This is a genomic window from Microcoleus sp. S36b_A4, assembly GCF_036700645.1.
Lineage (GTDB): Bacteria > Cyanobacteriota > Cyanobacteriia > Cyanobacteriales > Microcoleaceae > Microcoleus.
In genome coordinates this window covers 19,273-44,538 of record NZ_JAUBPI010000050.1, presented here as the reverse complement: position 1 = coordinate 44,538, position 25,266 = coordinate 19,273, and the positions used below count along the sequence as shown (strand labels likewise).

Here is a 25,266-nt window from a genome sequence, read left to right as displayed (position 1 = left end):
TAAAAAGGCGATCGTTCCTTGTAGTGCAAGGGTTTGTGAGATTTGAACATTCCCCCTACTGGGGGAACTTCAGTTTACAGTAACGTTACAGCGAAAAACGTCACCCAAACTAACTCTGGCTTTAGCAATTTAAACCAATTCAATACGGTAGTGGCATCTCAAGGCGGAACCCCATCAATGGGCGATTTAGCTGCCACAGACCCCTATTTTCTACAAACAGGAAACTCGACGATTCTCAACTCAATAGCTACGGGTACAAAAGTAGGAGAAATCATTTTTTTAACACCAGCGACTTTGAGCGCCCTCGGTCTTGATTTCGCTCAGTTTAATGCAGTAGGTTCTCAAACAATTGGATTCAGTTTCAATAAATCCTCAATGCCTTCGGGGAACTATATTGCTAACTTTTTTGCCGAGTGCGCTAACGATGCGATCGCTATTAAAGGCTCTTTTGAACAAGGCTCTGCTGAACCAGTACCGGAACCTTCTACTATCTTCGGTACTTTAACCGGATTTGGGATTCTAGGTATTGGCGCAGCAAAACGCAAAAGTAAGCGCAAGATTTCCTAAGTTAGGTAGGGTGTGCATTCAGTACCTTACGAATAGCTGTTATGCACACCTTACTAATAAGCGTAGTGCCTCAGAAATTGCAAACCGTAGAGTAGATTATGGATAGATAAAATGCGCCCACACATTCCCATCTGGCCCAGCAACTTGATTGACGTAACTGTAGGAATACATCAACTTCCTCCCCTCAGTATCGCTGTAACCAGTGAGTGCATTTCCCCAAGGATCTTGCACGATATAACCCTGAGAATTGTAGCCAATTACAGTAAGAATGTGACCAGCCGCAGTAAAATCTCCGGCTAAAACTACTGGCCGCCGATTTAGCAATTCCGATCGCACCTCGGCCCATTTGCGAGTCGTACTAAAACTCGTCTTAAACCCGTAGGCCTGAATCAGCGCCGAAAGCACACTGTGATCCGTTTGAGAGCCCTGGCCGGCATAGTCGAAACACCACTGCAACAACTCATCCTCCAACTGTCCGCCCCACTGAGAACGAAGGCCATAATAATAAAGCACCATGGCGATCGAAGTTACGTTGCAAGTAGACCAGTCAAAACGCGGATTGTCCCGCTGCGAAAAATACGGCACGTTCAATTCCACATTGTTCGGAACCGGATCGAAAATTTTATCTCCCCGCTTGAACTGAACAAAACTAGGAAAAACATAACCTGTATTGCCAAAATTCGGCAGTTCTTCAGTCAGGGAAACTTTCAGGTGAGATCCTTCCGCACCGTAGCTGTTAACGCCGTAAACTCGACCTAAAGGCAGCGTAGTTTTCTCGGTACTGCTCAGGCTAGAAGAATCTACCGGCCGTTTTTTAAAGACAGTTGCTTGCAGGATTGTCATCGTCAAAGCATCGGGGTCAAAGGGAACTTCTTTGCCGTCTTTTTTAATTTTAACGTCCTGCCAATAAATAAATCCGATATTGCCAAAACCGGGAATAGATTCGGCTAGAGTTACTCGGAAATGCCCCAAAATGCAGGCATAACCAGTAATGGCATAGGTAGTGCCTAAAAGTAGGTCAACAACTTGATCAGCAGGCAGTTTCGATGAATCTTCGGGCTTAGCTTTAATCTGAGTTGTTTGAGTTACCAAAAGTTGAGCGCTGACGTTGCTATTCGGTACGTCAGCCAGGTTAAATTTTAGGATTTGAGTACCTTTGGCCAACTGAACGTCGGGTTCATAAAAATAGCCAAAAGTGCCGACAGGCCAAATTGCTGAATCCAGAACCACCTTGAGATGCCCGTCAATAAATCCGTATTTGCTAACGGCCAAAGTCTGGCCTGCTTTGACAAAAACTTTTTGCTGATTGTTGAGCCGGGAAGAATCAAGGGGAGCTACCTTAAACAAAGTGTCAGAAACTATTTTTAAGGTCAAACCTTTTCCGACAGTTAGCGGATCGGAAGTTACGGTAATGTAAATTATTTGGCTGCCAGTAACGTTACCTTTGCTGTCAGTTGCCCGCAACCTGAGCCACCGAGCTCCCGCTACGCTAAATCCTTTAGACAAATTAACTTCCCAAGTGCTGGCAGTTTGGTTTAGCGTGACGCTTAGGGGCAATGTATCCTCAGCTATCACCTCAATTTTTGCTGTTTTTTCTCTGTCAAAAGTACCCCGAAGGACGATCGGCTGATTTACTAAAACTTCTGACGGCCCTTGATAACTTAAATTCACAGCCGGATTAAAAGATTTGCCACCGCGACTGAATTGCACAAAATCGGGATAAATGAAACCAGTATTGCCAAATTGCGGCAAATTCTCGGTTAGCGAGACTTTAATGTGGCTTTGTTCGATCGAGAATCCGGCAATTCCGTAAATCATTCCCGCCGGCAAGGTAATTTTTTCTTGGGGTGGCAGGCTAGCGGCATTTATCGGCCGCTTTTTAAACACAGTCGTTTTGATTACAGTCATCGTAACCGCATTTCTATCATACTCAATTCCCCTGCCGTCTCGCAAAATTTGGACGTGCAGCCAGTACAGAAATCCCGAAGTTCCTAAGTTAGGAACTGCTGCTGCAAAAGCGACTCGGAAATGGTTCTCCACGCAAGCGTAGCCAAGAAGATTGAAAGTTTCTCCCGCGTTAAATTGTAATTTCTGAGTTGGTCCTAAAGTTCCAGAATCTGCAGGGGTGAACTTTAACCAGGTCTTTTTGATCACCCACAGTAACTGCATTCCAGGCGGCGGAACCGGCAACTCGGCGCGATCGAATATGAGAACTTTTGCGCCTTTGGTGATGAGTACGTGTTTTTCGTAGAAAAAGCCGGACTTTCCCACCGGATAAATTGGATTATTTAGTTGAACATTCAGATGTCCGTCTTCTAACTCGTAGTCGCTAACTTGATAAATTTTCCCTGCTGGTATGTCCGCTTTTTGCAGCTCGTTGAGATTGCTCGCGGGTAGTGTTCCGGCTTTGAATTTGGTATCTGTGAGAGTAATTAAAGTGAAAAATTGAGCAGGTGACCCAGAAGCAGGATTAACTTTGATGTTAATTGTTTGTTGGCCGATAACTTTGCCGGTCTTATCAGTTGCCCTCACCTGCACTGTGCGAGTTCCTGTGCTATCGAATCCTTTTTCTAAACTGATGTTCCAAATGCCTCTAGAGAGATTTATCCCTACATTCAGGGCATTTGAGCCTTCTGTTGCTGAAATCGCTGCCACTAAATTTTTGTCAAAAGTGCCAACTAAGACAGCGGCTCTATTGACCTCAATTTCTCGCGGGCCTAAGTAACTTAAAATAATGTTGCTGTTTGTCATTATCTATCCCCCTACCTACTTAATTATTCAGCTAAAGCAAGGATAACTTCTGATTTTATTAAACACAATGACCTGAACCAGGACAAAATCCCCCCTAGATTTAGCCTACGGGCGGTTAATGCCTTTTCCAGCATAAGTTTTTAATTATTGGCGGGAGTTGCCCCACAAATCTCACTTTAGGCGTAGAATAAGCACCTTAACCGAATATATGCCTGGTTAAGCGGATTTGTGGTGTAAGTTTTGAGGGAAAGAATTTAGTTCGAGTAAGTTGCTTCCCCCTGTACCTTTGACCCCTCACTGGCTGAGTCAATCGATTTTAGATTTTAGATTTTAGATTTTAGATTTTAGAATTGAAGCATTGACCCCACGGATGAATGCGTGGGGCTTGTATCCTGGATGCTTTCGGTCAGGACTTACGAAAAAAACCCGGTTCCTAGGAGAATATTGCCTATAGCAACTAGGATCTAGGAAGGAACCGGGTTTTTAGCCGTTTGGTGCGTGCAGGAGTGTTAGTGCGATCGGCTAAATTTCGACTAAACTGCGACTAAACTATAGTGACCAGAATATCTTGAGCGTGAGAGTCAACTTTCAGATTTTCTCCTTCATAAACTTGAATGATTTTGCCGTTACCGTCGATGACGAAGGTGACGCGCTTGGCATAATCACCTTTCTCGACATCGTAAGCTTTGGTAATAGTGCCATCAACATCTGCTAATAGCTGAAAAGGCAAACCGTATTTCTCTGTAAACTTTTGATGCGATTCTTCGTTGTCTCGGCTGACACCGAGAACTACAATATCTTTTCCCTTGTATTCTTCATGGGCTGCTTTGAAGCTTTGGGCTTGTCTGGTGCAGCCGGGGGTGTCATCTTTGGGGTAGAAATACAGGATTACGGTTTTACCGGCGAATTCGGAGAGGGAGACGGTTTTGCCGTTGGTGTCTTTGGCGGTAAATTGAGGAGCGGCACAGCCAATTGGTAAAGTCATAGTTTGGTTTTCCTTGTTTGGTTTTTCTTGCAGTTCCTCAAGTTATTTTACTTGGTTCTGTGCCTTTCCAAGAGACATTTGTTAAAAATCGCGTGAAGCGAAGCTATCCCGCTCTTAATCGCCCCCAACTCCATGACGTTAAGCTTTACTGCATTTAATTTACACCTAAGACGGGGCTAAGAGTCCCTGTTACACGCATAGTTTCAATAGACATCTGCTAAAAAGTAGATGTCTAATTGAATGTTCGGGGGTTCTACATACCAACCGGTTGACCAGCAGCGGCCATCATAGACGGATCGATCGCAATTCCTAAACCTTCTGCGACTTGGCGGCCATAATTCGGATCTGCGCGGAAAAAATGGCACAGTTGGCGCATCTGAATCTCCGGTTTTGCTGCACTCAAACTTTCCACAATGTTAGCTATAAGCCGCTGCTGTGCGTCGGGTTTCATCAAGCGATAAAGGTCTCCTGCTTGGGTGTAATCGTCATTGCCCTTACGGTGATCGTAGCGATCGACTTTGACATTTCCTAAGTCCCAAGCTGGGTCAGCATAAACACAGTTTTGCTTCGGAGCATCCTCGTGGCTGTTGGGTTCGTAGTTCGGCCCGCTACCACCGTTGTTACCCGGTGCCATTGCGCCATCCCGTTGATAGTGCATCACGGGACACTTTGGTTGATTGACTGGCAATTGTTGATAGTTTGCACCGAGACGGTAGCGTTGAGCATCTGGATAAGACATGATGCGAGATTGCAACACTTTGTCTGGAGAGAAGCTAATACCTGGAACGACATTAGAAGGAGAAAATGCCGCCTGTTCCACCTCAGCAAAAAAGTTTTGTGGATTGCGATTGAGTTCAAGAATTCCCACATCAATTAACGGAAACTCTGAGTGCTTCCACACTTTTGTCAAGTCAAAGGGGTTTTCGCGATACTCTGCAGCTTGGGCTTCGGTCATTACTTGAATGCAAAACCGCCACTTGGGATAATTACCTTGGTCGATCGCCTCAAACAAGTCGCGAGTCGCATGATCGGGATCTTCGCCTTTGATCTGCGTCGCTTCTTCGGCGGTGAAATTATCAATACCTTGCATGGTTTTGAAGTGGAATTTGCACCAAACCCGTTCTCCTTGAGCATTGATGAGGCTGAACGTATGGCTGCCAAAACCGTCCATGTGGCGGTGGTTTTTCGGCGTACCGCGATCGGAAAACAGAATAGTTATCTGATGCAAAGCTTCTGGACTCAACGACCAGAAATCCCACTTGGCGTCAGCATCTTTGAGATGCGTTTGGGGATGGCGCTTTTGGGTATGGATCAAATCAGGGAATTTGAGCGGATCGCGGATGAAGAAAACAGGCGTGTTATTGCCTACTAAATCCCAGTTTCCTTCTTCGGTGTAGAACTTGATCGAAAAACCTCTGGGGTCACGTTCGGCATCCGCTGAACCTTTTTCCCCGCCTACGGTAGAGAAACGGAGGAGAACCTGAGTTTCTTTGCCCACTTCTGAGAATAGCTGAGCTTTGGTGTAGCGAGTAATGTCATGGGTGACGGTAAACGTGCCAAATGCAGCGGCTCCTTTTGCATGGACAACGCGCTCAGGAATGCGTTCCCGGTTGAAGTGAGCCAGTTTTTCCATCAGGTGAAAATCCTGCATGAGGATAGGCCCGCGTTCACCTGCTGTCAAGGAATTCTGGTTATCTGCAACCGGAATTCCGCTAGCGGTTGTCAATGTTTTGTCTTCTGTCATAGTAGGTAATATTGATGGCTGCATCCTAGGTATTCTATACCTTTCTGGGATCCAGGTGTTTCTGTGGTGGTAATTCTCCGATCGGCGACTGTGTGTTAAATTATTAGTGTGTTTTCAAAATTGGCTGAGTCCATTAAAACTAATTTCTCAATAAAATATGATTGATTTCTACACTGTAATTCTCAAAAAAAGTGCTGATTATTGGGTTTCTTTGTGTTTAGAAAATGGCTTAGTGGGACAAGGAAATACTCCCGAAAAATCAATTGATAAACTAAAACAAGCTATTGAGTCATTTTCCGAAGTTTATGAATCAGAGTCTGATGTTTATCTCAGTCCTCTTTCTATTAATGAATTACACGAGTTTCTGACTTTAGAAGATGCCGAAAACTCAGATAGTTATGAGTTAAGGAAAATTTATGCCTAAAAACATTCCATCTTTAAAACCTAAAGCATTAATTAAGATTTTAGAACAAAACGGATGTCAGTTTTACCGATAGGGTAAAGGGGATAATCGTTTGTATAGGCGTGAAATTGAAGGCAGAAAAAGGATTGTTCCGATTGATATCGGTGCTGGGGAAATGTTACCCACTTATGTGTTGCGGATTTTCAGGCAATTTGGGTTTACCGATCCAGAAATTGAGGGGATGATTAGTTAAGTCTGCCTTTATTAGTCAGGGATTGAATTTAGCAATTTTACTGGACAGCAGTTTCCTAATCAATACCCCAATCTTTCAGTTGTTTGGTAACTGATTGTATCGGAAAAGCAAGAGCAGTATTGGTAGCAGGTCGTCGAATCGGCTCTTGATTCTGGGCTCGAGTAATGCTAATGGTATAACGACTTCCCTGCCCAATGGCAACAACGCGATTTTGCCGATCTAATACGGGACTGCCAGCATTAACTCTAACTGAAATTGCAGATATTTGTAACTCTCGATCGCTCTTGTTGATGACTTTTCCTGTTGCAACTGTCCAATCATCATTGGTGTCGTCAGAATATCCAATAATGTGGGTAGGTGAGTGGATGGGAACAGAGGCTGAGGCTCTGGCTAAAGGCTTAATATCCTTCGGAATGTTCGTGACTTCAAGTAAAGCTAAATCTAGCTTGTCAGAGGCAGCAGTATTTTTAGCAATCTTAGCGGGTTTCCGCTTACGGAATTCGCCAGAGGTCGGTTTACTATAAAATTCAACTTCGATTTCAGGAGCACTCTGGAGCTTAGTTGGGTCACTCGTTTTCACAAAGCGCTTGGTCACAATCCAAGCTTTGTTTCCTTTCCGTTTTACTACCCAGCCAGTAACCGACTGTAACTCGGGAGAATTTTTAATAATAACTCGGACAACAGAGCGCTTTAATGAAACTAAAGGTTCATCTTTTAAACTGGGCAATCGCTCAGGAATTTCGGAAAATTGCGGATTTTTCCGCATAGCTAAGAGCCGCTTGGTTTCTTTTATTAATAAATTAACCCTAATATTTTGGAGGGATGCGCTTATCCTGTCGGTGAAATTGTTGTCCGCTTGGTTATTCTTGAGGTTGAGTTGAATAGCTTGGCGGTAAGCTGCGATCGCCTCGTCTAATCTTCCCTGTTTATGTAAAATCCAACCTAAATTTTTGTAAGCTTCGGCATCGTTTGGATCTATTTGGATGGCTTGGCGGTAAGCTGCGATCGCTTCCTGTGGTTGGCCTTGGTTGAAAAGCGCATTACCAAGATTGTTATAAGCTTCGGCATAGTTTGAATCTATTTGGATGGCTTGGCGGTAAGCTACGATCGCTTCATCGAGTTTGCCTTGGTAGGACAGCGTATTACCAAGTTTGTTGTAAGCCCAAACCCACTGAGGGTTAACTTTGATGGCTTGGTGGTAAGTTGCGATCTCTTCATCTAATTTGCCTTGCAAAAACAGCCCACCACCCAGATTTTTATAAGCTTCGGCAAAGTTTGGATCGATTTGAATTGCTTGGCGGTAAGCTGCGATTGCTTCATCTGGTTTGCCTTGCAAAAACAGTGCACCACCCAGATTTTCATAAGCTGCGGCAAAGTTTGGATCTATTTGGATGGCTTGGCGGTAAGCTGCGATCGCTTCCTCTGATTTTCCCCGATCGCTGAAGTGAAAGCCGAGAGTTTGGTAAATAGTCGCATCCCAAAAATTAGGTTGAATCGCCTGCCTCAAACTCTCTGTTGCTTCATTTTCTGCATTTTGCTTTTTCTGCACAGCCGCTTGAACAATATAAGCAAAAGAAGTGAGGCGATTGGCAAGCAACGGCAGTGTTGCCGCCACGTATAACAATAAAAAAACTGAGGTTAACTTGGGCAAGAATTTTTGAGGCACTTTCGGTAAAGGCATAATCTTTCTTCCTCTCCAACGCAGTTAAGTTCATTCTACTTCTTCTCTCAAGCTACCAGCCAGGGTTTCTCTAAACCGGGTGATGGGAAATGCACAAGCCTCAGACAGTTATGAACTCAGAAAAGTTTATGCCTAAAAACATTTTTGTTCAACCCCATAACTTTAGTAGATTTTTCACAACTGCACTTTGACTATAAATCTGTAACAATAAAAAATATAGTACCTATTTCCAGTTTCTCGCAATGACTTTTATCCCATCCGAAGCGTTTAAATCTATTAGTTATCCCGATCGCACTGTCAAAAGAGCCGATCGCGCCGTCCGGTGCAGCCCTTTTCAATTACACTTCTTCCAGACCATCCGCGATAACAGTGTTTTCCTAACTGCGATCGCCTCAAATTCCGGTGTCGAAAGCGGCTACACTCGATCGCCCGTATCCGAACTCGTAGCCGAAAACTCGCTACTGTGGCTGATCCAAGTCGGCGTGTTGCGACGGGAAGTAGACGGACAAGGGATTACCGACAGTTTTCGCCTCACGCCCCTAGGCCGCCAACTCGTGGAAAAATGGGAACAGGAAGGACAGGGAGTGCCGGCCGCGTCATTGTGCGATCGCATGGGAAATGCCGTTAGCCGCGGGTTGGGACTATTTGTATAACCGGAATGGCGGCTAATAAGTGGTTGAACCTTAAAATTTGAGCTTTTGGGCGGGCTAGGATGGCCAACCCCACAAGAGTTTGAAGAAATCCACCCCACAAACAAATTTACTCTTTGTGGAACAGGCATCTTGCCTGTTCTTGAGAGATGTGAGTATAAATTAAATGCGCGATCGCTTAACTAATACAAATTAAACTTAAATCAAATAAAAATAATGGTTCAAACCGCTTCTAAACCTTTGACTCTCGATGAATTTCTCCAACTGTCGGAAACCAAACCCGCCAGCGAATTCATCGATGGTCAGATTATCCAGAAACCTATGCCCCAAGGAAAACACAGCACAATTCAAAGCGATTTGGGTGCTGACATTAACCGGGTACTCAAACCGCAACGCATCGCCCGCGCCTATCCAGAATTGCGCTGTACCTTTGGAGGCCGATCGACAGTACCCGATCTTGCAGTCTTTACTTGGGAACGCATTCCCCGCGACGAAAACAGCGAAGTAGCCAACACTTTCGCCATCGCCCCCGACTGGACAATCGAAATTCTTTCCCTCGACCAAAGTCAAACTAAAGTCGTCCGCAACATTCTCCACAGTCTCGGCCACGGAACCAAGATGGGCTGGTTGATTGACCCGGAAGAAGAACTGGTATTTGTCTATTTTGCCGATCGCACCATAGCAGTTTTTGAAGAACCGGGCGATCGCATCCCCGTTCCCACCTTTGCCGAATCCTTTAATCTCACCGTCGCTGAAATGTTCAGTTGGCTGACTGACTAGCGCCACCTAGATTTATGAATGATTAACCGCAGAGGGCGCAGAGGGCGCAGAGGAAGAGAAGAGAGAGATATCTATGGATTTGGTTCGATCTAATGTGCGGTCGATCGCTTATACTAAAATATCTAGTTGTCAGCTCTTCAATGACGAGAGATGACTAAAGTTGTCACTACAAACTTAATTATGATTATTTAACCGGACTTGATATCATCACTCAAATAACCGCTAACTACTAACAACTAACTACATAAAACGTTTGTCAAAAATGGAAGCTAAATCTTACAAAGACACGGTAAACCTGCCCAAAACCAAGTTTGATATGCGCGCCAACGCCGTCAAGCGCGAACCAGAATTGCAACAATTTTGGGCAGATCAAGAAATCTACGATCGCCTCTCGGAAAATAACCCAGGCGATTTGTTCATCCTCCACGACGGGCCCCCCTACGCCAACGGACAACTTCACATCGGCCACGCCCTCAACAAAATCCTCAAAGACTTTATCAACCGCTACCAAATGCTGCGCGGCAAAAAAGTCCGCTACGTGCCAGGTTGGGATTGTCACGGATTGCCGATCGAACTTAAAGTATTGCAGAACATGAAATCGGAGGAGCGGCTAAGTCTTACGCCGATCGAACTCCGCCGCAAAGCCTCCGCCTTCGCGCAGCAAACAATGGAACAGCAGCGCGAATCCTTCCAGCGCTACGGCGTTTGGGGCGACTGGGAACACCCGTATTTAACCCTGAAACCCGAATACGAAGCCGCCCAAATCGGCGTTTTCGGTCAAATGGTGCTCAAAGGCTACATCTACCGCGGCTTCAAACCTGTTCACTGGAGTCCGAGCTCGAAAACAGCCCTCGCCGAAGCGGAATTGGAATATCCCGAAGGCCACACGTCGCGCAGCATCTACGTGGGCTTTCATGTGAAAAAACTGTCAAAATCTTTGCAGTCGAAGCTCAAGCGCTATATGCCGAGCCTCTGGGCGGCGATTTGGACGACTACCCCCTGGACGATTCCGGCAAACTTGGCGATCGCAGTCAATCCCGAACTGACTTATGCCGTGGTGGAACCGCCGGCAAATTCCCACATCGCCCAACAATTTATGTTAGTAGCTGTCGATGCGGTCGATCGGCTGTCGGCAACTTTTAACACTGAATTAAAAATACTTGCCACCTTCAAAGGCAAAGAATTAGAAGGTTGCAGCTACAAACACCCGCTGTTCGATCGCGAAAGTCCGATCGTTGCCGGTGGCGACTACATTACCGCTGATTCCGGGACGGGATTAGTACACACCGCACCGGGACATGGACAAGAAGACTTTATAGTAGGAAAACGCTGCGGGTTGCCAGTTTTAACACCCGTAGACGAGAACGGAAATTTCACCGCAGAAGCCGGACAGTTCGCAGGTTTAAATGTCCTCGGAAACGGCAATGCCGCAGTGATTGATGCCCTTGCGGAAGCAAATTGTTTGATTAAAGAGGAAAGTTACGCTCACTCTTATCCTTACGATTGGCGGACGAAAAAGCCGACTATTTTTCGGGCGACGGAACAGTGGTTTGCCTCCGTTGAAGGGTTCCGCGATGAAGCCCTAAAAGCGATTGCCGAGGTGAATTGGATTCCCGCCCAAGGGGAAAATCGGATTACTGCAATGGTTAGCGATCGATCGGATTGGTGCATCTCCCGCCAGCGGACTTGGGGCGTTCCGATTCCCGTATTCTACGACGAAGAAACCAACGAACCGCTGTTAAATGAAGAAACGATCGCCCACGTGCAAGCCATCTTTGCGGAGAAAGGTTCGGATGCTTGGTGGGAATTGTCGATCGCCGAATTACTCCCCGAATCTTACCGCAATAACGGTCGCACTTACCGCAAGGGAACCGACACGATGGATGTATGGTTTGACTCCGGTTCTTCTTGGGCCGCAGTTGCAAAAGGTCGATCGGAATTAAACTATCCTGCTGATATTTATTTGGAAGGTTCAGACCAACATCGCGGCTGGTTTCAATCCAGCTTGCTGACCAGTGTAGCAACTAACGGCGTTGCTCCTTACAAAACAGTTTTGACTCACGGTTTTGTACTCGATGAAAAAGGCAGGAAGCAGAGCAAATCTGAAGGCAATGTCGTCGATCCGGCGACAGTAATTAAGGAATATGGAGCCGATGTTTTGCGGTTGTGGGTATCTTCGGTAGACTACTCGGCAGACGTGCCTTTGGGCAAAAACATTCTCAAACAGCAGTCGGATGTTTACCGCAAAATTCGCAATACAGCTAAGTTTTTGCTGGGTAATTTGCACGACTTCGATCCGGCAAAGGATGCCGTTGCTTACGAGGAATTGCCGGAACTCGATCGCTATATGTTGCACAGAATGGGCGAGGTTTTTGCGGAAGTCCAAGATGCTTTTGAAAGCTTCCAATTTTCCCGATTTTTCCAAACTGTACAGAATTTTTGCACGGTGGATTTGTCGAATTTTTACTTGGATATTGCCAAAGATAGACTTTACATCAGCGCGACAGATACCCGTCGCCGCCGCAGTTGTCAGACGGTGATTGCAATTGCTGTGGAGAATTTAGCAAGGGCGATCGCACCTGTTTTGTGTCACATGGCTGAGGATATTTGGCAATACCTTCCCTATCCGACTCCTTACAAGTCAGTATTTGAAGCCGGCTGGGTGCAAATTGATGCTTCATGGCACAATCCAGAATTGGCTACTCGCTGGCAGTATTTGCGGCAAGTGCGCGGCGAAGTTAACAAGGTTTTGGAAAAAGCCAGGATTGAAAAGGCGATCGGTTCTTCTTTGGAAGCTAAGGTTTTATTGTACGTTCCCGATGTTGAGAAAAGACAGCAATTGCAAGCTTTGAATCCCAGCAGCGAAGAATTGGTGGATTATGTGCGATCGCAAAATTCCGTCATCGAGTTAGCCGCAGAGGAGAAAGCAAAAGCAGCACAAGATAAACAGGAAGAACAAGCGGCAAAAGTTGCCAAAGTCTTGACAGAAAACACAGTTTATGTTGAGGCAGAAACGATAGAAAAGGGCGATCGACCTTCTCAGATAGTAGAGTATTCTGTCCCTGAACTGTCGGCTTCAGATTCGCAGCCAATCTTAGATCAAGCCGCCGAGTTTGTAGCTAATTTGCCTGAATACGCGGGCAACTTTTTTACAGAATACCAAAAAGTGTTGGTAACACTTGGGCTGTTAGCCTCTGTGTTAGTAACGGGCCGAGTAACGCTGGCGATTTTGGATACGATGAATCAGATTCCGCTTTTGGGAGGCTTATTGGAAGTCATCGGCATCTTATTTACAATCTGGTTTGCTTTCCGTCACTTGCTGTTTGCCGCCAACCGTCAAAAAATTGCAGAACAAATTGATTTCCTGACAGCAGATATGGTGGGCCGGAGTACAGCGCTTGTACTTGCAGAAACAAAGGCGATCGTCCTCGCACCGGCTTTAGATACAGCGCTTGTGCTTGTAGAAACACAGGCGATCGCACAAACAGCCCCAGCCGAAAAAGTGTTTGTAGAAACACCCGAAATCCCGCAAGCAGAATTAGTGGCGATCGAGCCCAAACCAGAAATTCCTACTGAAATAGCTGTAACCCACGATTCTACAATGACCGGCAACGGTGTAGACGAACTGCGCTATTTGTTCATTACTTCGGAAGTGGAATTGGTAGAATCGAATGCAATCCTGCAGGAATTGCCGTACAGTTATCAGTCTCCAGAGTTGGCGATTGGTGTAGTGAAAGCAGACGGGGAAAAGTGCGATCGCTGCTGGAATTACTCGACTCACGTCAGCGAGTCGATCGAACATCCGCTAATTTGCGAACGCTGCGTTTCAGCAGTAGACGACAAATTCTAACGTAGGCTGCGCTTCGGGAAAAATTCTTGAGTTTGTGGTAGCCACATTCACCCCGAAGCGCACCCTACAATAACTTCATTTACTTATTTCTGATTAAAAAAACGGCAGACGATTTCACCAGGGTTGTTTTGTCCAAACGCCAACATGGTTCCATCTTTCTTAACTGTAGTGCGATCGCGGCAATTGTAGACTTCTAGAGGCTGTTTAACTCCATCAACACTAAGAATTACCCTGTATTCCCAATAGTTTTTCGCACTGCGTTTGATATCGACAATGCAAATCTCGCTTCCTTGATAATTGCGGCATACAGAGGCCTCAGCAGGAAGCGCGACCCCGAAAAAAGATATTAATAGCAACAAGTAGCAAACACATTTCATCATCAGCCAATTTACTTATTCCTATCTTACCTTTTTTGATAATCAATTGACAGTATTGTGCAAGCAACTTAGCAATTGGGCGCGCCCTCAAGTCGCGACATCATAAGATAGCTGAACCATACCAGAACTATATGTCTGACATCCAGTTAACTGCAAAGCTGTAGTATTTAGGGGATTAACAAATAAAGGGATTCCCTCGCCTAAAATAATCGGGTGCACCGAGAGAATCACTTCGTTGACAAAATTTTGATTCAGGAAATCGCGAATCAGCAGAGAACCTCCCACCAACCAAATATTCTTGCCCTCAAGCAAGCGCAAATCATTGACAAAACTCTCTAAATCTGTTACCACTTCGACATCAGAAGTGGCTTGAAAATCTAGATTTTTTGTAAAAACATAACTCTTTTTTTCCTGGTACGGATACTCGCCAAAAGTTAGAACTTGTTCGTAAGTTTTCCGACCCATGAGAACCGTATCGATGCTATCTAAGAAGTTACTGTAACCGTAATTTTGGTCTGTAAAAAGCCAGTCAATATCACCATTCGATCGCGCGATATAACCGTCCAGACTAGATGCAATGAATAGTACAATTTTACGCATGATAACACCGAGCTTTTTGGAATGATTGGGGCGATTATCGCCAGAATCACCTTAATTTTAAATGATTTAGCGTCCTCACGGTAGCTTGAGTTCGATACCCAGTTTGTTGCTGACATCGATCGCCGTATTAGCAAAATCAGTCACGCCTGCGATCGGAATTGCGATCGCAGTACCCGCCGCAACAAGAGCTGTTAACCTTTTCTTTAATTTGGTTTTATTCCATTGGTTTTCCGGTTTCTTAATTTCCGCTTCGACATCTTCAATATCAATAATTATCTCATCGCGGATGTCTTCGGGAAACTGATCGGCGGTTTCACGCATCGATGAAATCAGTTTCAGGATTTCTGCCGTATTGGTGTTATTGTTTTGCAGGGATTGATTGCCACCAACTTCGGCACGGTTCGACGAACCGCCGATATTGCCGGAAAAGTTAGCACCTTGAAAAGCACCTTGAAAGTTGTTGGTTTCAGAAGAATTTTGCGTCATTTTTGCTTCTGCTTTATTAATAATTGGTCTACTAACAGCTAGTTTAGCGATATCTACAAGGTCGTCATATTCTCTTCCGTATTTGTCATCGCCCATTTGGTTTCTGCGCCGAAGTTCGATCGACTCATAACCATCCAGCAACTGCCGCAAATCGAGTTTGAGTTTAAGTTTGCCGACACGCACTGTATTCTCGCCCATATCCTCCAGCCCTAGCAATTCATCATAATCCAGCGGATCGGCATCGGGATAACCCGGAACCGGCACCCATTGACTGATTTCGAGATTGGCAAAAGAATTGTGGATTTTGGTAAACGTATCGCGAATCATGCTGAGGAAAGAACGCCGCGTCGATTCCCGCCCGCTAACGGCAATAAAGATTTTCTTATCTTCCGGGTCAGATTTGATCCGGGCGATGTTGTACACCTCAGCGCCTTCCCTGTACTCCAGCATCACCCCCGTGCGCCAGTGGGTGGAGTTGTGGATTTTTTCGTGCATCAGGACGATGAAGCGCGAGAGGATGCTGTCGGGGAGGATGCGGTAGTGATATTGAAATTCCAGGGTTTCGCCTTCGAGTTCGGTGTTTTCCGGTTGTTCTTTGGGCAAGATGCCGGGGATGAGGAAAGTCGGCGCGGGACAATGGCTGACTAGGAAGCAGAGTTCAAATTCGCCCATCAACCCGGTGAGGCAGTGGTAGCGGTGGCTGGGATATTTATTTGAGTCGAGGATGCGACTGAGATCGGCGTGGGTGAGAATGCCTTTAGTTTTGACTTTGAGTGCCTCGTCGCTGAGGAGGGCATAGATGCCTTCAGTCACCCAGTGGGGATTGAGGATGTTGGTGGATTGCAGGATCGGGTGTTCGCGGAAGTTGAGGACAATGCCCAGGTTGTGCAGCAGTCCGATCAGTTGGGTTTGGTCGGTTTCTTCACAGATTTTTTCTGTGGCGCAGATGGTGGCGTATTCGCTGATGCTGATGATGTCTTTGTCGAGGTTTTCCAGGCGCTGCTTGACTTGGAACCAGCTTAGCGGCAAAAGATCGTAGACTTCTTTGAGTTGGGAGATTTCCGTGTGGATGGCGCTGCGGAGTTCCTCGATGCCGGTTCCGCTTTCGCAGGAGGTTTCGAGAATCGCTTTGATGTTGGGATATTTGTCGCGCAAGGCTTTGCGGTTGAGATCCAGGGGTTGTTCGTCGCACTTGTTGCCGACGATGATCACGGGGGAAGCGTCCCCGAAGCTTTCGATCAGTTTCAGCCAGTATTCGAGGCGGTTTTCGTCTTCGCTGGTGCGGCAGTTGCACACGAGGAGGTAGAGGCTGCGTTTGGTAAGGAAAAATTGGTGGGTGGCGTGGTAGATTTCTTGTCCGCCGAAGTCCCAGACGTTGAGTTTGACGGGTTTGGTGTTGACTGTAATTTTCCAGTCTGTGATGTTGAGTCCGTCGGTTTGGGGCTCGTTGGGGTTGTATTTGTTGTGGATGAGGCGTTCGATCAGGCAGGTTTTGCCGACGCTGCCTTGCCCGACGAGGAGGACTTTGGCTTCGTTGAGGGGGAGGACTTCGCCGCTGCGGAGTTGGCGCAGGTAGTTGAAGATGGCGGCGGGAGTACCGGGGTCTTCTCTCAGGTTGGCAGGCCCCAGAACTTCTGGAGAAATGGGCAGGGGATTGCAGCGAAGGTCGAGTTTTTCAAGTTTTGGCAGGGTTTCTAAGCATTCGGGAATCTTTTCAATTTGATTGTTATGGAGGCAAAGTTCTGTCAGATTCGACAGTTTGCCTAGCGCCTCTGGGATGGAGGTAATCTGATTGTCACTGAGGTAAAGCTGTGTCAGATTCGACAGTTTGCCTAGCGCCTCTGGGATGGAGGTAATCTGATTGTCACCGAGGTAAAGCTGTGTCAGATTCGACAGTTTTCCGATGACTTCTGGGATGGATGTAATCTGATTGCTAAAGAGGTAAAGCTGTGTCAAATTCGACAGTTTTCCGATGACTTGTGGGATGGATGTAATCTGATTGCTAAAGAGGTAAAGCTGTGTCAAATTCGACAGTTTTCCGATGACTTCTGGGATGGATGTAATCTGATTGCTAAAGAGGTAAAGCTTTGTCAGATTCGACAGTTTTCCGATGACTTGTGGGATGGATGTAATCTGATTGCCAAAGAGGTAAAGCTTTGTCAGATTCGACAGTTTGCCGATGACTTCTGGGATAGATGTAATCTGATTGTAACTGAGATCAAGCTGTGCCAGATTCGACAGTTTGCCGATGACTTCTGGGATGGATGTAATCTGATTCTCTCTCAGGTAAAGCTGTGTCAGATTCGACAGTTTGCCGATTGCATCTGGGATGGAGGTAATCTGATTGCTACTGAGGTTAAGCCTTGTCAGATTCGAGAGTTGCCAGAGAGCCTCTGGGATGGAGGTAATCTGATTGTTACTGAGGTTAAGTATTTTTAAGTTGGTTAATTGAAGAACACCATCAGGAAACTTAGTTAGCTGATTTCCAACCCATTTCCTTTTTTCCTCATCCCACTTCCCCAACACCAACGTCTCAAGCTGCGTGCACTTGCCAATCTCCGCCGGCAATTCGTCCAAGCCCAGCCCCGACAAATCCAGTTCCGTCAATTTTTCCTCGACTGCCCGGTCAATTCGCCGCACTGCTTCCTCTCGCGTCATGCCCTTTGTCTCTCGGTAGGATTCATTTTATTGTGACAGGAATTTTTGGTTGGTGGGGGGAATTAGGACACGGCAGTGACCAAGGTGTGACAACTTAAGCTGTCAGTCCACCGAGCCTTCTCGCCCACCCGACAGTCCGCCAGGGAATCAATTCCCTGCCGGATTGCTGGACTATTGGTTGTACCTGGTTGTTGACACCAAGGCTCATTGCCATGTCCAACTTTGCCTACGCATCACAACCCCTAGAAACCGGGTTTTTTCCCTTTTCTACGGCTGTCACCAAATATTCTCGCAAAAATCCGGTTTTTGGCCTACGCATCAGTCCTGTTTATGTTAAAGGGAGATGAATGATTCGGTCTTGGTATTCGTTATCAAACGAACCATCAACAATCACAATCAATTCCTCAATATTTTGCCCAATACTTAAATCCTGATTCAAAATGAAAATCCCTGGAATATGAAAACCTTGAGCCAGATGATCTACCAAATGTACGGGCATTGACTTGCGATTGTTTGTCACCAAAATAAAGTTATGCTCCTCACACCACACCAAAATCTCCGGATCGAGAGTGCTTTTTGGGGGTGTACCAATTTCGCCCACTGCCCAAACTACTAAATCAGGGCGTTTTCGCCGAAGTTGTGTAGCATAAATGGGCGTAACATTCTCGTCCATTAAATATTTTAGCGCCATTGATCAAGCACCCTGGATAACAGATTTTCTTTCCCGTTCAGCTTTCAATTTTCGCAATCTTTCTGTCGCCGGATGGGGATTTGCTACTTGGAGCTTTCGCTGCTGATGCGACCATTCCAACCAATCTTGCAAATATCTACTTACTGATTCTTGATTTTGTAAATAATACAAAATAGTCGTATAGACTTCTGCCAAAGTTAGAGATGGATAGAGTTGCTGAATTTCTTCTGGGGTGCGTTCTCGATACAAATACTCATACAGTACCGTCTCAATCCCGATGCGATGTCCTTTAATGCGAATATCATCCGGTGCTAAGAAATCAAAATACTCATTCAGTCCCATATCTAAAATCCCTCTTTTAGCTATCTACTATTCTACTATTCGGTTTGATCGGAAACTATAATGCGATCGATTTCTTCGCGGTGGCGTTCGTATTTTTTATCTAGTGACGAGAAATACCCAGATAAACCGGGTTTCTCAGTTCTGCGTGTGATACCTACTTACTTAAACTTTAGCTAATCTAAATATAAACACATAATCAACCTCAATCTCATGTTTTTTACCAACAGATGACAAAGGGTGATACCCTTAAGATAAGAATTTATTTGTCTATGAACCAAATTAAACGTGTTGTCATAGTGGGAGGAACCCACGGAAACGAACTCACAGGAATTTACCTGGTGAATAAATTCGATCGCGCGCCAGAGTTAATTGGGCGATCGACTTTTGAAACAATGACTCTGCTAGCCAATCCCAAAGCTTGCGAAATCGGGACACGCTACGTCGATATCGACCTCAACCGCTGCTTTCGACAGCCAGATTTAGAAAATCCCCATCTCTCCAGCTATGAAGCGCAGCGGGCGAAAGAAATCTACCGCATTTTTAGCTCAAAAAACACTCATCTGCCCAACGTAATTATCGATTTGCACAGCACCACATCCAACATGGGGCTAACATTTATTCTCGCCAGCCATCATCCATTTAACCTGCAACTAGCAGCTTATTTAACCTCTGTGTATCCCCACCTAAAGCTACTGGCTTCGGCAACCAAGAATCATGATAGTCCTTTGCTGCGATCGCTTTCGGTATTAGGCGGTACGCTGGAAGTTGGCGCAGTCCCGCAAGGCGTATTAGATGCGTCTTTATTTCAGCAAACTGAGCAAGTTGTCGGCACGATATTAGACTGCGTAGAATCCTACAATCAAGGCACAATGCCTGCTGCAAAGAATCCCCTGACTATTTATCAGACTATTGGGGCGATCGACTATCCCAGAAACGAGAACAGAGAAATTCAGGCAATGATTCATCCTCATCTGCAATCCAGAGATTATCAAGCCCTGAATCCCGGCGATCCGATGTTTTTGACTTTGGATGGTGAGTCGGTATTGTATGAAGGTAAATCAACCGTTTATCCGATTTTCATTAACGAGGCTGCTTACTACGAAAAAGGAATTGCCTTGTGTTTTACTCAAAAGCTAATAGTCAATCTTGAGTAGAAGATTAAAAATTATTCTTGAGAATTTTCCGGTGACAAAAACTCCTCTTTAGAAGCCGTAGTCAAAGAACGCAATTCCTTCCATATTTCCAAAGTAATAATACAGGTAATCAGCCACACCAAACCAGCCGTATAACCAGCAATAACATCGGTAGGCCAGTGAACTCCTAGGTAAAGCCGGCTAAAACCAATAGCAGCAATTAATACAACTGTCAAGCCGTAAATCGACCAGCGCTGCTTGGGAAAGCGTAGACCCAAAAAATATCCTAGCAAACCGTAAATAACCATTGAAATCATTGCGTGTCCGCTAGGAAAACTGTAAAATGTTACATTAACAACGCGCTCCCAAAGTTGAGGTCGATCGCGGGCAAAAAGTTTTTTTAACAGTAAATTCAAACCGATCGCTCCCCCAGCCGCGAGCGCAATAGTTGCAGCTTCCGATCGGTGATTGCGCGCTAGCAAAACAATACCCAACGTCAGACAAATCACTAGCAGCAACTTCGGCTCGCCCAAAAAAGTAAAGCCCAGCATTATTTGATCGCGCAACGGAGTGTGCAATTGCCTCAGAGCTAGTAAAATAGAGGTATCGAAAACGTAACTTTCTTTTTCCAACACGTCTTCGGCAAGGGTGGCAAATCCCCACATCCCCAAAGCCGCAACAGCAAGCCCGGCCAGCCGAATTATTGAAATGAGCGATCGAATTTTAGAACGCATTCTTGAATTAATTAAAAATTTTAAATTTCCAACTCAAAATAATACAACAAATATAGGAAACGAAAAAGCCTTACCAATCGTCTAGATGCTTGAGCAACTATATTCTGAATGATTAATTGAGTTTTCACTACCCACCTCAGCTTTTACATCCAACCTGCGAATGACTATACTATCAAAAAAACACATTTATGCAATTTTGTTGGCCGTGGGGTTGACAAATCTTTATAGTTGTGCTAATAAAAGCGGAGTAAATGCCCCGATCGCCGAAGCCCACACGATCGCCCAGCGTCTCGTTTCGACCGCAGTCGCCCAAAAGCCGAACAACCCGCAATTCGGCCAGCCGATCGACTGTACCCTAGGCAAAGACTGTTTTGTATTGCTGTATTTCGATCGAGAACCCGGCCCCACTGCCGTCGATTTTGGCTGCGGGCGTCAAACCTACGACGGGCACGACGGCACAGACTTTGCGATTCCCGATGCCAAAGCAATGGCAAAAGGAGTGCCAGTGATTGCCTCCGCTGCCGGTAAAGTTTTGCGAGCACGAGATGGTGTGGTCGATCGGCGTTTACAAAACGAGACAGAAAAAGCCAACATCGCAGGCACAGAATGCGGCAACGGCATGGTAATCGACCACGGCGGTGGTTGGGAAGCCCAATATTGCCACCTCCGCAAAGGCAGCGTTGCCGTCAAACCGGGTACGCAGGTACAAAAAGGCACTGTTTTGGGCATGGTGGGGAACTCTGGGATGGCCTCTTTCCCCCACGTACACGTAACTTTTCGCTATCAAGGCAAACCCGTAGATCCCTTTGTCGGCCCCGACGCGAAGGTAGGCTGCAACATCGCCCGCAATCCTATTTGGGACAAACCTCTAGACTATATTTCCACAGGTTTAATTAGGGCAGGTTTTGCCAATAAGCCACCCGATATCAACGCTGTCTGGGAAGGACAATTTTCCGAGACTCAACTCCCTCTAAACAGTCCAGCTTTGTTGTTTTGGGTGCAAAGTTACGGAGTGCTCAAGGGCGATCGCGAACAATACAAATTATTTGCACCCAACGGCACAACCATTGCCGATCAAACCAATGAAATTAAAGCCCCCAGCCGCACTTGGTTGGGTTATGTCGGCAAAAGAAACAGTACAAATTCTCCTCTGACTCCCGGAGTTTGGCGGGCCGAATACCGGTTGACGCGGGGCGATCGAGTTTTGGCAGAAGTCAAGCGAGAAGTAGAGTTGCGTTAGTTAGTTGACTGTTGACTGTTGACTGTTGAATGTTGGCAGTATTTAATCCGTGTAGCCGTGTCAAAATGACTCTCTTCCTTCTTCCTTCTTCCCTCTTCCTTCCGAAGATTATTTCAGCAGCCAGCCAAATAATTCTCCGACACTCAACCGCAGTTCGTTAGCGAAGGACGGCACAGGTAGCAGCATTTCTGGTTCATCAAATACTGCTGTCTGTTGCTGGGGAACATAAACAAAAACGCATTGTTCGTCGGGATCGATCAGCCAGCCCATTTGAGTTTGATGATTTAAGCAGTGCAGAATATTTTTAGTAACTTTAGTTTGACTTTGGTCTGGCGACAAAATCTCAATTGTCCAATCAGGAGCTATGGGAAAGACATCAGCAATTTCGCCGTTCTCATCGGCGGGAATTCGGTTCCAGACAAATACTGAAACATCAGGCACTGTTGACCTTCCGCCAAAGGTACACCGGAGTTCTGGAAATGCTCGTGCAACTTTTTTGGGTTTTAATATAGCGTTAATGAAAATAATTAGTTCACATTGAGTCGTACTGTGTTTCCCTTGTGGCATTGGCTTCTGAATAATTTGATTATCAATGTATTCGCTGGCAGGTTTGGTTTCGGGTAGTTGGAGAAACTCTTCTAAAGTTAAGGATTTTAATCTTGTTTGTACCATTTTAAGTTCACCTCTAATGAAGTAGATCTTTTAGCAGCAGTCTAGTCTAAGGTAAATTGTTCCAAGCTTGAGCCACAATGTCGCTCAGCCATAGCCTCTGAGCAAAATCGAGCAGATTGTCGTCCGCGAGTACCTCAGCCTTTAATTCATCCAAAGACTGAGATCGCGATCGAGCTATTTGAATCACACCCGCGATCGCCGACGCCACCAATTCTTCATTCAGCGGCTGCTGTCGCAAAGCAATCATTTCTTGAGGATTCGTAGGAATGGGATAATTCATAGAAGTGCATACCGAAAGGAGTAGATATTCAGCCGTTGCGCCCCCACCGAGAGCAAGAGCGATCGAAAACCTAAAAATCTGAGAACATTGTAAACTTATTTAAAACTAAATAAGTATTCGGGAGTATAGCCTACTTTGCTCCCTTGTCAACTCCCCCATCTTTATTAATTTATTCAGAATTGAGAGCCTAATCATGCAAGAAATTCTTTATCTAGAAGTCCCGACACCGGATACAGCAGCCGTCTGCACTTGGTTGCAGCACGAATTCGATCCCGGAATGGGAGAAAAAATTATTACTGCTGACGGCTTTCGACTGCTTTCACCAGCCACAACAGCCGAGGTTCTCAAGTCTGGAACTCAAAAGGCCAATCCAAAACCCGCATTGGCTGACACCAAATTAGGAAACCCAAATTGGCGATCGACTGAACTTTCCACCTTTGTCTGGTCACTGCAGCGCACCACTTATTTAAAAGTCTTTCGTCTAGAAGAGGCGCCTGCGGGAGAAAAAAAGTTCCTGGAAGCTCTGAATCTTGCTGTAAGAAACAAGTTTCCCGATCGCTACCGGGAACCCCCTGTCATAGACCTCTCCAAACAGTCAATTTTTGAGGCTCTTGCCCCCTATTACCCCCTCACCGTCAAATACTTCCAAAAAATGCCTCAAGGCGAATACGACCTCAAGCGCGTCTACTGGTGGGAACAGCGTTGGCGCGAAGGCACTCGCAATCCTCAAACGCCAAAACAAGTAGTGTTTTTGAAGGAAGAGGGTTCGGCAACGGATTCTGTAACGGATTTAACGGATGTAACGGATGTTAAGAAGAAGGTAAAAAGTACAGTTTCGGTGTCTGATTCTGGCGATACTTTTTACGACTTAATTTATATTGGCGGGGCCTTGGGAGTGATTCACGCCGCAGTCATGGCGAGATTGGGCTACCGGGTGCTGCTAGTTGAACGAATGCCTTTCGGGCGAATGAATCGCGAGTGGAATATTTCGCGGGACGAAATTCAAAGCTTAATTGATTTGGGTTTATTTACTGCTGCAGAAATCGAAACTTTGATTGCCAGAGAATACAAAGATGGCTACAACAAGTTTTTTGATGCTAACAATCCGTTCGTGGCTAAAGCGCCTGTTCTGCACACACCAAAGGTACTCAATGTAGCTTTGGACGGAGAGAAATTGCTAAATTTAGCGGGACTTAAGCTAACAGAAGCTGGTGGAGAAATCTGGGACGAAACTGAGTTTATCAGAGCAGATGTTGAAGCGGAAAAAGTAGTAGTTCAGGGCCGCCACTTGCCGACAAAAGCCGATCGCACTGCATTAGGACGGCTGCTGGTGGATGCAATGGGGTCGGCTTCTCCCATCGCTTGGCAATTGAACGAAGGGCGGACTTTTGACAGCGTTTGTCCGACAGTGGGAGCAGTCATCGACGGAGGATTTGAGCCGGGAATATGGGATTCCGATTACGGGGATGTACTCCACACTCACGGGGACATTTCCCGCGGACGCCAGCTCATTTGGGAGTTGTTTCCCGGCGCCGGCACAGAACTGACAGTTTATCTATTTCACTACCACCAAGTACATCCAGAGAATCCCGGTTCTTTGCTGGAAATGTACGAAGATTTTTTCGCAATTTTGCCGGAATACCGCCGCTGCGATGTCGATAAATTGGTTTGGAAAAAACCGACCTTTGGTTATATTCCGGGGCATTTTAGCAGCAACAGCAGCGATCGCTCCGTGGCGATCGATCGCCTAGTCTCGATCGGCGACGCAGCATCCTTGCAATCTCCCCTCGTTTTCACAGGCTTCGGCTCTCTTGTCCGCAATCTTTTCCGCTTAACAGACCTGTTGGATACAGCATTAAAGCACAATTTGTTGACGGCAAATCACTTAAACCAAATTCGCGCCTACCAGAGCAATATTTCAGTAACTTGGCTATTTTCTAAAGGCATGATGGTTCCTACCGGCAGCAGTTTGCCACCCCAAAGAATTAATTCAATGCTCAATACCTTTTTCGGTATTTTGGCAGCACAAAAACTCGCCGTCGCCGAAACTTTTATTAAAGATAGAACCGACTGGCTAACTTTCAATCGACTGGCGATCGAAGCAGCGGGAAAAAATCCTTCTCTCCTGTTGTGGATTTTAGATTTTGTCACATTGGGGGATATTTGGCGCTGGCTGGGAAGTTACTTGAATTTTACTCTGCTGGCTTTGGCCAGTTTGCTCTTCGGATGGCTTCCCAGCTTCGCCCGCAGGGTACAGCCTTGGTTGGAACCCCGGTATCCGGCTGTTTGGCTGTGGCTGTTGGCTACCAGCTATGCTCTCACCTATGGCATGGGAAAGGGGAGAAAAGAGTGTTGAGTGTTGAGTTTTGACTCAAAACTAGCAACTCTC

The 25,266-nt window shown here is 45.9% G+C and carries 20 protein-coding genes; 8 read left to right on the top strand and 12 right to left on the bottom strand.

Features of this window, described 5'->3' with window-relative positions; genetic code table 11:
- The first annotated feature begins 42 nt into the window (after positions 1-42).
- Positions 43-567 (top strand): XDD3 family exosortase-dependent surface protein, encoded by a 525-nt coding sequence (locus QUA03_RS17095; RefSeq protein ID WP_333213445.1) that lies wholly within the window; start codon positions 43-45, stop codon positions 565-567.
- 96 nt (positions 568-663) lie between these two features.
- On the opposite strand, the gene QUA03_RS17090 is transcribed toward QUA03_RS17095, so the two are convergent.
- The 3 genes from QUA03_RS17090 to QUA03_RS17080 form a co-directional block, all read right to left on the bottom strand.
- Positions 664-3,318: a C39 family peptidase gene (locus tag QUA03_RS17090; protein WP_333213444.1), complete on the bottom strand. Its 2,655-nt coding sequence runs from the start codon at positions 3,316-3,318 to the stop codon at positions 664-666.
- Between the two features lie 544 nt (positions 3,319-3,862).
- Positions 3,863-4,303 carry a peroxiredoxin gene (locus QUA03_RS17085; protein WP_333213443.1) on the bottom strand — a complete coding sequence of 147 codons (441 nt, stop codon included), beginning with the start codon at positions 4,301-4,303 and terminating at the stop codon, positions 3,863-3,865.
- A 253-nt stretch (positions 4,304-4,556) separates the two neighbouring features.
- A complete protein-coding gene (locus QUA03_RS17080) occupies positions 4,557-6,047 on the bottom strand; it encodes a catalase (protein WP_333213442.1) in 1,491 nt (496 codons plus the stop codon).
- A 157-nt stretch (positions 6,048-6,204) separates the two neighbouring features.
- Here QUA03_RS17080 and QUA03_RS17075 point away from each other — a divergent pair, with 157 nt between their 5' ends.
- Positions 6,205-6,471, top strand: a complete 267-nt coding sequence (locus tag QUA03_RS17075) for a type II toxin-antitoxin system HicB family antitoxin (protein ID WP_333213441.1) — start codon at positions 6,205-6,207, stop codon at positions 6,469-6,471.
- A gap of 287 nt (positions 6,472-6,758) precedes the next feature.
- On the opposite strand, the gene QUA03_RS17070 is transcribed toward QUA03_RS17075, so the two are convergent.
- Complete coding sequence (locus tag QUA03_RS17070; RefSeq protein ID WP_333213440.1) at positions 6,759-8,384, bottom strand: tetratricopeptide repeat protein; 1,626 nt, start codon at positions 8,382-8,384, stop codon at positions 6,759-6,761.
- 242 nt (positions 8,385-8,626) lie between these two features.
- Here QUA03_RS17070 and QUA03_RS17065 point away from each other — a divergent pair, with 242 nt between their 5' ends.
- The 3 genes from QUA03_RS17065 (at position 8,627) to ileS (ending at position 13,664) form a co-directional block, all read left to right on the top strand.
- Positions 8,627-9,037: an Npun_F0494 family protein gene (locus QUA03_RS17065; RefSeq protein WP_333213439.1), complete on the top strand. Its 411-nt coding sequence runs from the start codon at positions 8,627-8,629 to the stop codon at positions 9,035-9,037.
- A gap of 213 nt (positions 9,038-9,250) precedes the next feature.
- The gene (locus tag QUA03_RS17060; protein WP_333213438.1) at positions 9,251-9,814 is read left to right on the top strand and encodes a Uma2 family endonuclease; all 564 of its coding nucleotides are present in this window, start codon (positions 9,251-9,253) and stop codon (positions 9,812-9,814) included.
- A 262-nt stretch (positions 9,815-10,076) separates the two neighbouring features.
- Positions 10,077-13,664, top strand: a complete 3,588-nt coding sequence (ileS, locus tag QUA03_RS17055; RefSeq protein ID WP_333213437.1) for an isoleucine--tRNA ligase — start codon at positions 10,077-10,079, stop codon at positions 13,662-13,664.
- Positions 13,665-13,747: 83 nt separating this feature from the next.
- Here the strand turns inward: ileS and QUA03_RS17050 are convergent, their stop codons facing one another.
- From QUA03_RS17050 to QUA03_RS17030, 5 genes are all read right to left on the bottom strand, one after another.
- On the bottom strand, positions 13,748-14,044 hold the full coding sequence (locus tag QUA03_RS17050) for a hypothetical protein (protein WP_333213436.1): 297 nt from the start codon (positions 14,042-14,044) through the stop codon (positions 13,748-13,750).
- 84 nt (positions 14,045-14,128) lie between these two features.
- Complete coding sequence (locus QUA03_RS17045) at positions 14,129-14,641, bottom strand: dihydrofolate reductase family protein (protein WP_333213435.1); 513 nt, start codon at positions 14,639-14,641, stop codon at positions 14,129-14,131.
- A 75-nt stretch (positions 14,642-14,716) separates the two neighbouring features.
- Complete coding sequence (locus tag QUA03_RS17040) at positions 14,717-17,785, bottom strand: leucine-rich repeat domain-containing protein (protein ID WP_333213434.1); 3,069 nt, start codon at positions 17,783-17,785, stop codon at positions 14,717-14,719.
- A gap of 328 nt (positions 17,786-18,113) precedes the next feature.
- Positions 18,114-18,476 carry a DUF5615 family PIN-like protein gene (locus QUA03_RS17035; RefSeq protein WP_333213433.1) on the bottom strand — a complete coding sequence of 121 codons (363 nt, stop codon included), beginning with the start codon at positions 18,474-18,476 and terminating at the stop codon, positions 18,114-18,116.
- Between the two features lie 3 nt (positions 18,477-18,479).
- Complete coding sequence (locus tag QUA03_RS17030) at positions 18,480-18,818, bottom strand: DUF433 domain-containing protein (RefSeq protein ID WP_333213432.1); 339 nt, start codon at positions 18,816-18,818, stop codon at positions 18,480-18,482.
- A gap of 269 nt (positions 18,819-19,087) precedes the next feature.
- Here QUA03_RS17030 and QUA03_RS17025 point away from each other — a divergent pair, with 269 nt between their 5' ends.
- Complete coding sequence (locus QUA03_RS17025; RefSeq protein WP_333213431.1) at positions 19,088-19,972, top strand: aspartoacylase; 885 nt, start codon at positions 19,088-19,090, stop codon at positions 19,970-19,972.
- Between the two features lie 11 nt (positions 19,973-19,983).
- On the opposite strand, the gene QUA03_RS17020 is transcribed toward QUA03_RS17025, so the two are convergent.
- A complete protein-coding gene (locus QUA03_RS17020; RefSeq protein ID WP_333213430.1) occupies positions 19,984-20,685 on the bottom strand; it encodes a phosphatase PAP2 family protein in 702 nt (233 codons plus the stop codon).
- 160 nt (positions 20,686-20,845) lie between these two features.
- Here QUA03_RS17020 and QUA03_RS17015 point away from each other — a divergent pair, with 160 nt between their 5' ends.
- Entirely contained in the window at positions 20,846-21,925 is a 1,080-nt protein-coding gene (locus QUA03_RS17015; RefSeq protein ID WP_333213429.1) for a M23 family metallopeptidase, read from the top strand.
- Positions 21,926-22,033: 108 nt separating this feature from the next.
- On the opposite strand, the gene QUA03_RS17010 is transcribed toward QUA03_RS17015, so the two are convergent.
- Positions 22,034-22,597, bottom strand: coding sequence for a Uma2 family endonuclease (locus tag QUA03_RS17010; RefSeq protein WP_333213428.1), 564 nt, complete (start codon positions 22,595-22,597; stop codon positions 22,034-22,036).
- A gap of 46 nt (positions 22,598-22,643) precedes the next feature.
- Positions 22,644-22,877, bottom strand: a complete 234-nt coding sequence (locus QUA03_RS17005; protein ID WP_190662685.1) for a hypothetical protein — start codon at positions 22,875-22,877, stop codon at positions 22,644-22,646.
- 193 nt (positions 22,878-23,070) lie between these two features.
- On the opposite strand from QUA03_RS17005, the gene QUA03_RS17000 reads away from it, so the two are divergent.
- On the top strand, positions 23,071-25,233 hold the full coding sequence (locus QUA03_RS17000; protein WP_333213427.1) for a flavin-dependent dehydrogenase: 2,163 nt from the start codon (positions 23,071-23,073) through the stop codon (positions 25,231-25,233).
- Positions 25,234-25,266 lie beyond the last annotated feature (33 nt).